We start from the raw sequence: 10,663 nt of genomic DNA on the forward strand, positions 1-10,663 counted from the left end.
GGCGCGGTACCTGCCGCACCCCCGGAAAAGGGATTTGCGCATGACGACTTCGGAAATCACTGTCATCGGGGCCGGGATCATCGGCATCAGCTCGGCGCTCGCGCTGCAATCGTGCGGCCATGCGGTGACGGTGCTGGACCGCGAGGGCGTCGGCGCCGGCGCCTCCTCCGGCAACGCCGGGGCCTTCGCCTTCACCGATATCGTGCCGCTGGCGACGCCCGGCATCATGCGTGAGGCGCCGAAATGGCTGCTCGATCCGTCGGGGCCGCTTTCTGTGCCTCCGGCCTACGCGCTGAAGATCGCGCCCTGGATGCTGCGCTTCTGGCGGGCCAGCTGGCGCGACCGCTACGCACGCTCGATGGCGGCGCAATCCAGCCTGATGGCACTCAGCCGTGCAGCGCTGGAGCGGCAGGTCAAGGGGGTCGACGGCGAGGCGCTGATGCAGCGCGAGGGGCAGTTGCAGCTTTACGAAGGCGAGGCCGAGTTCCGCGCCAGCCTGCCGACGTGGCAGTTGCGCGAGGCACATGGCATCCGCTTCGAGCTGCTGCAAAGCCCCGAGGCGATCGCCGAGATCCAGCCGGGCCTTGACCGGCGTTTCACCCATGCCGGTTTCACGCCGGACTGGCTTAACACCTGCGATCCTGCGGCATGGTTGCGCCATCTGGCAGATCGTTTCGTCGCTCTCGGCGGGCGGATCGAGCAGGCCGAGGTCACCGCCCTGGCGCAGGAGGGCGCGCGGGTGCGGCTGACTACCGGCTCGGGCGCGCACGCCGCCGACCGCGTTGTGGTGGCGGCGGGGGCCTGGTCGCATCACCTGGCCCGCACCCTTGGCGACCGGCTGCCGCTGGAGACCGAGCGCGGATACAACACCACGCTGCCCGCCGGCGCCTTCGACCTGCGCACCCATCTCACCTTCGGCGGGCACGGCTTCGTCGTCAGCCGGATCAACGGCGGCGTGCGCGTCGGCGGGGCGGTGGAACTGGGCGGCCTCAGGCTGCCGCCGAACTACAAGCGCGCGCGGGTGCTCTTGGACAAGGCCGCCGAGTTCCTGCCCGGACTGAAGACCAGCGGCGGCACGCGATGGATGGGCTTCCGTCCCTCGATGCCTGACAGCCTGCCGGTGATCGGCGCCGCGCCACGCGCCGACCGGGTGATCTATGCCTTCGGCCACGGCCATCTTGGGCTGACCCAGGCCGCCGGCACCGCCGAGCTGGTGCGCGACCTCGTACGTCGCGGCATCCCCGAAATCAACCCGGCGCCTTTTGCGCCGACCCGTTTCTGAGAAAGGACACCCAATGAAAATCAGCGCCATCAATGTCTACCAGGTCGACCTGCCGCTCAAGGAAGGCCGCTACAACTGGTCGAACGGCAATTTCGTCGAGGTCTTCGACAGCACCGTTGTCGAGATCCTCACCGACGAGGGCCTGAAAGGTTATGCCGAATGCTGCCCGCTGGGTTCGGCCTACCTGCCGTCCTTCGCGTTGGGCGTGCGCGCCGGGTTGCAGGAACTGGCGCCGCATCTGATCGGACAGGACCCGCTGAACATCGGTGAAATCAACCGCGCCATGGATGCCGCCCTGCGCGGTCACCCCTACGCCAAGGCGCCGATCGACATCGCCTGCTGGGACCTTCTGGGCAAGGCGACGGGGCAGCCGGTCCATACCCTGCTGGGCGGGGCGGCGCAGGATGACGTGGTGCTTTACCGCGCGATCAGCCAGGAAGATCCCGAAGTCATGGCGTGCAAGATCGAGGGCTATTCGGCGGAAGGCTATACCAAGTTCCAGCTCAAGGTCGGCGGCGATGCCAACGAAGATATCGAGCGCATCCACGCGACCCGCGCGGTGCTGAAATCCTCCGACCTGCTGGTGGCGGACGCCAACACCGGCTGGACCCGGCACGAGGCGGCCCGCGTCGTCGGTGCGATTTCCACGCTCGACGTCTATGTCGAACAGCCCTGCCTGACCTACGAGGAGAGCCTCTCGATCCGCCGCCGCACCGCGTTGCCCTTCGTCATGGACGAGGTGATCGACGGGCCGAACATGCTGGTGCGCGGCATCGCCGAGGACGCGATGGACGTGATCAACCTGAAGATTTCCAAGGTCGGCGGGTTGAGCCGCGCCAAATTGATGCGCGACCTCTGTATCGCGCATGGCATCCCGATGACCATCGAGGACACCTGGGGCGGCGACATCACGACCGCCGCGATCGCCCACCTGGCGCGCTCGACCCCGGCGGAGTTCTGTTTCTCGGCCACCGACTTCAACAGCTATGGTACCGTCAAGATCGCCGATGGCGCGCCACAGCGGGTGAACGGGCGGATGACCGCAGCGGATCGTCCCGGGCTCGGCATCACGCCGGATTTCAACGCGTTGGGCGATCCCGTCGCCCGCTATTCCTGAGGTGAAGCATGCGCAGCAGCAAGACCATTCACGTGATTTCCTGCCACGCCGAGGGCGAGGTCGGCGATGTCATCGTCGGCGGCGTCGCCCCGCCCCCGGGCGAGACGCTGTGGGACCAGCGCAGCTTCGTTGCGCAGGACGAGAGTCTGCGCAACTTCGTTCTGAACGAACCGCGCGGCGGTGTGTTCCGGCACGCCAACCTGCTGGTGCCGCCCAAACATCCCGAGGCCGACGCCGCCTTCATCATCATGGAACCCGAGGACACGCCGCCGATGTCGGGGTCGAATTCGATCTGCGTCTCCACCGTGCTGTTGGACGGGGGCATCCTGCCGATGCAGGAGCCGGTGACCGAACTGGTGCTGGAGGCGCCCGGCGGGCTGGTGAAGGTGCGCGCCGAGTGCCGGAACGGCAAGGCCGAGCGGATCAGCGTGCAAAACCTGCCGAGTTTCGCCGACCGGCTGGACGCCAAGCTGGAAGTGGAGGGGATCGGCACCTTGACCGTGGACACCGCCTATGGCGGCGACAGTTTCGTGGTGGTGGATGCTAGCGCACTGGGCTTTGCCATCGTCGAGGACGAGGCCGGCGACATCGCCCGGCTCGGGGTGCGGATCACCGATGCCGCCAACGAACAGCTGGGCTTTTGCCACCCGGAAAACGCGGAGTGGGATCACATCTCGTTCTGCGCCTTCGCCGGACCGCTTGAGCAGACCGAAACCGGGCTGACCGGGCGTTCTGCGGTGGCGATCCAGCCGGGCAAGGTGGACCGCTCGCCCACCGGGACCGCGGTGTCGGCGCGCATGGCGCTGATGGCGGCGCGCGGCCAGATGCAGGCCGGGCAGGAATTCCTTGCGACCTCGATCATCGGTTCGCAGTTCACCGGCAGGATCCTCGGCGAGACGCGGGTCGGCGGCCGTCCGGCGATCATACCGCAGATCAGCGGACGCGGATGGGTCACCGGTATCCACCAGCACATGCTGGACCCGGACGATCCCTGGCCCTGCGGCTACCGGCTGCGCGACACCTGGGGGGCGTGACGGTTTGGGAAAGGCGTTTGGGACTGCGCGAAACTCGATTGCTTCGTGTTGGCCTTTCACGGGTGGAATGGCGGCAGATCCATCGATCCGAAGGTGTCACAAGAGAACGGACGTGATCAACCCCACCCAGGCGGTCCAGTATGAATGACGCCGCATATTTGCCCCTGGTTCCATCGGGACCAAGGGCATTGGTGCCTGTACGCCCTTGCCTTACTGCCCGAGCAAATGTGTTTTGATCCGCTCATATCCATATCCGATATGAATGCGCTGGAGGATTTCGTTCTGAATCTCTTCAACGGCCGTCTTGCGTTCGTTTTTCTCTGATGAGGCGATCGGATTATCCTCTATCGGCGCCGAATTCTCGGGGGTGGGCATCAAGGCTTTGTCGTTTCAGCGCTGTTTCAGCGCATTTGCCCGGCTGATGATGGGCATATTCATGGACCAGCTCGCGATCCTGTCTCTCGCGATGCCGCTGGCCTTCCCGACGGCGTTGGCACTCGACTACGATCCCGTTTCGTTCGGTATCGTTGTGACGAACACGGTGGAAATCGGCCTGCTGACACCGCCCTTGGGGCTCAAGGTGTATGTGGCCGCTGCTCAGACCGGTGTGCCGCTCTGCAAGATCTTCCGCGGGATCCTGCCATTCCTCGCGATGGAAATGCTGATTCTGCTTCTGCTGCTCTGTTTTCCGCAGATCACATTGTGGCTGCCAAGCCTGATGCTGCGCTGAGGCGATGAAACGGCACAAGATATTCGGCCCGTTCCCCGATCCGTCCCGTGACGCGAGAGGGAAGCGGCCACGTCCCGCACGTCCTTGACCTTCAATTCGTCGTTCGCTTCAAGCGTCAGTCGGCCTTCCGATATCCGCAGTTGGACTCCCCAAGATATCCGTAGACGGCCCGCTGCAACCGTTGCCGCAGCCCCTTGGTATCAGTTTCGCCCGTGATCGCAGCCGTGTTGATGATTGCATGGCAGATTGCGACGATGTCGCGCGCCGCGTTCCGGTCTGCATGCGGGGCGTGCGCCCTGACGATATCCGTGATCGTGTCGGCCAGCCTTGTGGCAAGCTCCTGAGCCTCGGGGCCTATGTCCAGCGTCTGCTCGATATATTCCAGTTGCAGAGCAAGCCGGGGCCGCGCGAACTGATGTTCGAGACCGGCATCGATCAGCGCGTCGATTTTCGCCGCCGTGCCGGCCGCGCCGGCTGCGATCCGCTGCACGTCAGCAAGCAGATTTGACCGTTCCCGCCGGACCAGCGAGGCTAGGATCGCTTCCTTGTTCGGAAAATACTGATAGAGCGATCCGATGCTGACGCCAGCGCGCTCCGCGATGCGATTGGTGGTCAGGGTGTCCATCCGCTCGCCCTCGAGAATGCGAGCGGCGGCCTCTACGATGTCGGAGGCGGTGGCTTTCGCGCGCGCCTGGCGCCCTTGTTTTCTTGGTTCGATGTCCACCGGTGGCCTCTGCGTGGCAATGCGAGTTGTGAATGCGAGCAATTATTCACATTCTCTGACTGACTGCAATGAGGAGCCCATAATGAAGCTCACAATTTTTCTTTTGTTGATGGCGAAGCCCGAGTGGTTGTCACTGGATCGTGCCGAGCGTGCCGAGATCGCGGACAAGGCCCTTGGCGCCGCGTTCGGCGACGGTACGGTCACGTTCCGTTTCTTCGATGCCGAAGCGTTCAACGCGCGGGTTTCCGACGTGGCGGTGATCGAAGCGGACACGCCACAGGCATACTACTTTGCGATGGAACGTCTGCGGGACACGCCGCTTCTGGCCAACCCCTATTATGAGATCGTCGAAATTGTCCCCGCATACGAGGACGGGTATCGGGAGTTCGAAAATGCGAACTGAACGGTCACGCCTTGATGGGGCGACGGTCGTCCTGACCGGTGTATCACGCGGAATTGGTCGGGCGCTGTGCAAGCTGCTGATCGCCGAAGGGGCGACGGTCGCGGCCGTTGCGCGGGATGCGACAGCCCTCGCTGGGCTGCGGGACGCATTGGGCGATCGGGTCGTCCCTTTTGCCTGTGACCTGTCGAAGGTGGCGGCTCGCGACGAGTTGATCGATGCGGTGACCGGGCGGTTCGGTTCCATTGACGGTCTGATCAACAATGCAGCCGTTCAAACCGAGATGTCCTTCACGTCCGGGAACGTGGGCGACATCGCGCAGAAATCGGCGCAAGAGATCGAAATCAATCTCACGGCGCCGGTGCACCTGGTGTCCCGGTTCTTGCCGATCATGTCCGGGCGCGCGGCGCCATTCATCGTCAACCTGACATCAGGCCTAGCCATCGCGCCCAAGGAAGCGGCGCCGGTCTATTCAGGGACGAAAGCGGGTCTGCGAAGTTTCACCAAGGCCCTTCGGTATCAGGCACAGTCCTCGTGCCCGGAGCTTTGTGTCACCGAAGTGATCATGGCTTTGGTCGATACCGACATGACCCGGGGCAGGGGCCGGGGCAAGATTTCCGCTGAGCGCGCAGCGGCTGAGATCGTTGAGGCCATCGTGGCAGGCAAGCACGAAGTCTGGGTCGCGAAAGCGAAAATGCTTCCAATCCTCGCGCGGGTGTCACCCGGTATTCCAGAACGCCTGCTGCGATAGTGACAGTTCCCGGCAGCAATGTTCGCAATCCCTGCGTTGCGACGAATGCGCAGGAGGAGCTCAAGTTTGCCGTTCGCTGCGGAGCGTCCGCAAGTGCGTTCCATGGATGGAAGTGGACGTCGAAGGCGCATTTCGATCATCGACATCGCCGTCATGCTCAATGCGCTCTGCGCGTTGCATGTTGCACCGGATAAAAAAAGCGGTGCCGGATCCCGTCACCCGGTCGTGATACCCGGCTTCGATCCATGTGGTCGGGTATCCGCGGACGACGGCCGTTTAGTTGCCGGATACTTCGTTCAGGGAACGAGGTTCGATCTTCACGCCGGTTTCGATCGCGGCGCCAGGATAGGCGACGACCTGGTCGCCCGGGTCCACGCCGGCCAGCACCTCGGCCGTTTCACCCGACATGTGGCCGATCTCGACATAGCGCAGCGCGGCGCGGCCATCTTCCTCCACGAAGACGGCCCAGCGTTCAGCATGGCGAAAGAGCGCGCTTTGCGGGATCTGCAGAACGTCCTCGCCTGCCCATGTGACGATGCGCACAAAGACGCGGTACTGATCGCCCAGACCCTGCCGCTGCTCAGGCGGGGTGAGGAAGTCGAGCAGCAGGCGCACCCGCTGTTCCTCGATTCCCAGGGCCGAAACGCGGGCGAAGGCGGAAGGGTCGATCCGCCGCACCTTCGCGTCGATAACACCCTTGCCGCCCCAGCGTTCGACATAGGCGCGCGCGCCGCGTTCGATTTCCACCGCATCGGTGGACAGCAGATCGACCTCGATTTCGAGATCCGAGAGGTCGCCGATCTGCAGCAAGGTCGCACCGGCTTCGACCAGACGCGCGTTGATATCGACCACATCGAGGACGGTTCCGCCCTGCGGCGCGGTGATGCGCATGCAGCATTCGCCGGGTTCACCGTCTGGGTCGGGTGTCGTGGGGGCCGCAAGCTGGGCTTCCATCCGCACCTTCGTTGCCTTGCGCTGTTCCAGTTCGTAAAGCGCGACCTCGCGTTCGGCGCGGGCGGTTATGGCGCTTTGCTCGGCGTCTTCCAGCATCGTGATTGGCACGGCGCCGCGTTCGGCCAGCACACGATACCGTTCCAGCTCGGCCTCGAGATGGGCAAGCTGTGCGTCGCTGCGCGAGAGATTGGCCTTGGCCAGACGCACCGCGGCGGCGGCTTCCTCCACCGACACTTCCGCAAGGCGGCGGGCGCGCGCATCGAGAAAGGCGGGTTCGGCCGGCTGGATGATCGCCACGATGGTGCGGCCCTTTTCCACTTCGTCGCCCACGTCGACAGGGGACCGCAGCGTGTTTCCCGTCACCGGGGCGGTGACGGCCCATTTTTCGCGGACCTTCGTCACGCCTTCGCCCGACACGGTGATTTCCATCGGCCCGCGCCGCGCTTCGGCCAGGTCGACGAGCACCGGCTTGGGCAGAAGCGCCCAGACAAGGCCCCCGAGAACGAGTGCGGCAAGCATGATGCCTGCTATGATCCGGAACATGCGCATCTGGTTCATTCTTTCTGTTTCAATGCACTGACGATATCGATGTGGTCCAACCTGCGCCTGACGAACAGAACGGCGCCCAGGGCCGAGCCTATTACGATCAGGGCGGCCAGCGCAAAGGTGCGTTGGGTGACGACGACGGGGATGGTGACCACATCGGTGGAAAAGCCCTGTGCCATGAGCAGCGCGAAACCGTATCCGGCAACCCAGCCCACGGGAATGGCGAGAACGGTCAGCACCATCTGTTCGACCACCAGCACGTAGCCGACCTCGGACCGGCGGAATCCCAGCACGCGCAGGCTTGCCAATTCATGGGCGCGTTCGGCAAGCTGGATGCGCGCAGCGTTGTAGACGACGCCGACGGTAATGAGCATCCCGAGCGTGGCGAAGATCACCGACATGGAGATCAGGCTTTCGTTGAGCGTATCGACGAATTCGTTGCGCACGTCCTGCCACAGGGTGAAACCCGCGATGGCAGGGGTTTCCTGCACCTTGGTCTGCAGATCGGTCAGCCGGTTCGTATCTATCGCGAGATGGATCATGTTGACCTGCGGTGCCTGCCGCAGCCGGTGAAACAGCGTATCGCGGTCGAAATAGGCGTCCTGTCCGAGGCTCTGGCGGATCACCGAGGCGACGGGCACCCGCCAAGTTTCCCGCGGCGGACTCAGCAGGTCGATGCGCAAGCTGTCGCCCGGGGCGACGCCCAGGCGCCGGGCCAGTTCCTCGGGCAGGACGACGCCCGCCGTGGAGGGCGTGATGACACGGCCTTCGCGATCGAGGATCTGGGTCAGCGTGGCGTCCGGCGCGCGGGCCTGAAGCGTTACCAGCCGCGTTTGCGTGCCGTTCACCAGCCGGATCGGAATGGCATAGATGCCTTCGGCCCGCAGCACGCCGGGAAGGTTGCCCGCGTCGATGACGGCGCGGTCGTTCAGGCTGCTGCTGAGGGTGAGAGTGGCATCCTGCCGGTTCGTTTCCTCGAACAGTTCCACCATGATCAGGTCGATCGCATCGAAGGTGAAGAACGACACCACCAGAACGGCGACCGACCCCGACACCCCGAACAATGTCACCGCCGCGCGCCCCGGCCAGCGGACGATCGAGCGGACGATCATCATCGTGGTCTGCCGCAGCGACAGCATTTCACCCAGGCTGTCGGCCCAGCCGCGTTGGAAGACGGGCGGCGCGGGCGGCGACATCGCCACCGCCGGGGCGAGGCGTACCGAGGCGCGCACCGCGCGCAGGGCGCCGAGGATCACGGCGGCAATGCCCAGTATGCCCGAGATCACCAGAGGCCCGGGGCCGGGGCGATACAGCAGCCAGGGAAAGCGGAAGAAATCGGTATACATCTCGGTCATCTCGTGACCCAGCCACCAGCCGAAGCCCCAGCCGATCAGGACGCCGAGGATGCCGATGCCTGCCGTCATCTTGAGGTAATGCAACGCGATCGTCCGGGTGGAGTAGCCCACCGCCTTGAACAGCCCGATCTGCGCCCGGTCGAGCGCGACCAGACGGCCAAGGACCATGTTCACCAGGAAGGCCGACACGACGAGGAAGATCGGCGGCTGCACCGTGGCCAGGGCACCCAACTGCTTCAGTTCGCCGTCGATGAAGACATTCGATGTTTGCCGGTCGCGGCCGTAGGCGCCGGTGCCGCCATAGGGGGCGAGGATGCGGTCCACCGCGTCGATGACCGCGGCCTCGTTGGCGTCGCGCGACAGGCTGAGCGTCAGATCGTTGAACGCCCCTTCCAGGTCCTTGACCGGGGCGGCGGCGGTTTCGCGCATCCAGATCAGGCCGAAATGCCGGTCGTCCGGCATCAAGGCGCCCGCGCCGATCGTGTAGATGTACTCCGGCGACAGCACGATGCCGGTCACCACCAGTTCGCGCTTGCGGCCGTTGAGGATGGCGCGGAACGTGTCGCCGGGCCTGAGGTTGTTGGCCTCGGCGAAGGGTTCGGAAATGGCGACCTCGTCCTGCTGCAGCGCCTCGGGCAATCGGCCGTGGCGGATCAGCGGCACGTTCAGGATAGCCCCGCCCGAGGCGGGCAGCGAAATCACCCGGGCAGAAGCCGGTTCGCGCATGTTTTCAAGGTCGAGAAGCGCGGTAAAGACGACGCGCCCTTCCACCCGCGCCACGCCGTCGATGCGGGCGATTTCGTCCAACACCTGTCTGGGCGCGCGGGTGAGGTTGGAGAAAACATCGGCGAAGCGGTGGCGTTCGTAATAGGCCGCGCGGGTTTCGGTCAGGGACCGCTGGGTCCCCGACGCAAGCGTCATGACCATGATCCCGCAGGCCAGCACCAGCGCGATGGCAAGGCTCTGGGCCCAGATATGACGCAGATCGCGCAGCAATTTGAGGTCGAGCGCGCGCATCACCAGCTGACCTCGGACGGCGCGACGCGTTCGGCGTTTTCCTCGATATGCGAAATGCGGCCGTCGGCCATGTAGATGACGCGATGCGCGATCCGGCGGATGGCGGCGTTATGGGTGATCAGCGCGGTCGTCGTGCCGAGGCTGCGGTTGACCTCGATCAGGGCTTCAAGAACGGTGATGCCGGTCTTGCTGTCGAGCGCGCCTGTGGGTTCGTCGCAAAGCAGGATGTCGGGCCGCTTGGCGATGGCGCGGGCGATGGCGACGCGCTGCTGTTCGCCGCCCGAAAGTTCCGCCGGGAAATGCGACATCCGGTCGGCAAGCCCCACGCGTTCGAGCGCCTCTTCGGGTGACATCGGGGTTTCGGCGATCTCGGTCACCAGCGCTACGTTTTCGCGCGCGGTGAGGCTGGGGACGAGGTTGTAGAACTGGAACACGAAGCCCACATGATCGCGCCGGAACTCGGTCAGGTCGCTGTCCGACAGGCCGCCGAGATCCTTGTCGCGGAAAAAGACGCGGCCCTCGGTGGGCCGGTCGAGCCCGCCGAGGATGTTGAGCAGGGTGGATTTACCGGAACCAGAGGCGCCCAGAAGCACCACGACCTCGCCCTCGAAAAGCGAAAGATCCACGCCGCGCAAGGCATGAACATCCACCGCGCCGGTGTGGTACACCTTGGTGATGCCTTCGGTTCTGAGAATGGACGTTTGCATCGGGCCGGGCTGATTTCCTGTTTCGTTTCAGGAAAATCTAGGAGGT

General features: G+C 64.6%; 10 protein-coding genes. 6 read left to right on the forward strand and 4 right to left on the reverse strand.

Annotated elements, in window-relative coordinates; genetic code table 11:
* The first annotated feature begins 40 nt into the window (after positions 1–40).
* The 4 genes from IT775_RS09645 to IT775_RS09660 all read left to right on the forward strand — a co-directional run bounded on the left by IT775_RS09645 (position 41) and on the right by IT775_RS09660 (position 4,163).
* A complete protein-coding gene (locus IT775_RS09645; protein ID WP_212700899.1) occupies positions 41–1,282 on the forward strand; it encodes an NAD(P)/FAD-dependent oxidoreductase in 1,242 nt (413 codons plus the stop codon).
* Positions 1,283–1,295: 13 nt separating this feature from the next.
* Positions 1,296–2,399, forward strand: coding sequence for a cis-3-hydroxy-L-proline dehydratase (locus IT775_RS09650; protein WP_212700900.1), 1,104 nt, complete (start codon positions 1,296–1,298; stop codon positions 2,397–2,399).
* A gap of 8 nt (positions 2,400–2,407) precedes the next feature.
* Complete coding sequence (locus IT775_RS09655) at positions 2,408–3,433, forward strand: trans-3-hydroxy-L-proline dehydratase (RefSeq protein WP_212700901.1); 1,026 nt, start codon at positions 2,408–2,410, stop codon at positions 3,431–3,433.
* Between the two features lie 304 nt (positions 3,434–3,737).
* A complete protein-coding gene (locus IT775_RS09660; protein ID WP_246525446.1) occupies positions 3,738–4,163 on the forward strand; it encodes a TRAP transporter large permease subunit in 426 nt (141 codons plus the stop codon).
* 115 nt (positions 4,164–4,278) lie between these two features.
* On the opposite strand, the gene IT775_RS09665 is transcribed toward IT775_RS09660, so the two are convergent.
* Positions 4,279–4,887: a TetR/AcrR family transcriptional regulator gene (locus IT775_RS09665; protein WP_212700902.1), complete on the reverse strand. Its 609-nt coding sequence runs from the start codon at positions 4,885–4,887 to the stop codon at positions 4,279–4,281.
* A gap of 82 nt (positions 4,888–4,969) precedes the next feature.
* Between IT775_RS09665 and IT775_RS09670 the strand changes: the two genes are divergently transcribed.
* Positions 4,970–5,290 carry a darcynin family protein gene (locus IT775_RS09670; protein ID WP_212700903.1) on the forward strand — a complete coding sequence of 107 codons (321 nt, stop codon included), beginning with the start codon at positions 4,970–4,972 and terminating at the stop codon, positions 5,288–5,290.
* Positions 5,280–6,038, forward strand: coding sequence for an SDR family NAD(P)-dependent oxidoreductase (locus IT775_RS09675; RefSeq protein ID WP_212700904.1), 759 nt, complete (start codon positions 5,280–5,282; stop codon positions 6,036–6,038). The genes IT775_RS09670 and IT775_RS09675 overlap by 11 nt, the downstream gene beginning before the upstream one ends.
* Positions 6,039–6,314: 276 nt before the next feature.
* On the opposite strand, the gene IT775_RS09680 is transcribed toward IT775_RS09675, so the two are convergent.
* Genes IT775_RS09680 through IT775_RS09690 form a run of 3 tightly spaced genes read right to left on the reverse strand, consistent with a single transcriptional unit; the run spans position 6,315 to position 10,617 of the window.
* Positions 6,315–7,550 (reverse strand): efflux RND transporter periplasmic adaptor subunit, encoded by a 1,236-nt coding sequence (locus tag IT775_RS09680; protein ID WP_246525448.1) that lies wholly within the window; start codon positions 7,548–7,550, stop codon positions 6,315–6,317.
* Positions 7,547–9,910: an ABC transporter permease gene (locus tag IT775_RS09685; protein WP_212700905.1), complete on the reverse strand. Its 2,364-nt coding sequence runs from the start codon at positions 9,908–9,910 to the stop codon at positions 7,547–7,549. Before IT775_RS09685 ends, IT775_RS09680 begins: the two co-directional genes overlap by 4 nt.
* On the reverse strand, positions 9,910–10,617 hold the full coding sequence (locus IT775_RS09690) for an ABC transporter ATP-binding protein (RefSeq protein WP_212700906.1): 708 nt from the start codon (positions 10,615–10,617) through the stop codon (positions 9,910–9,912). The genes IT775_RS09685 and IT775_RS09690 overlap by 1 nt, the downstream gene beginning before the upstream one ends.
* Positions 10,618–10,663: the final 46 nt, after the last annotated feature.

It is taken from the genome of Thalassovita aquimarina, assembly GCF_018219815.1.
GTDB classification, from domain to species: Bacteria; Pseudomonadota; Alphaproteobacteria; order Rhodobacterales; family Rhodobacteraceae; genus Thalassobius; species Thalassobius aquimarinus.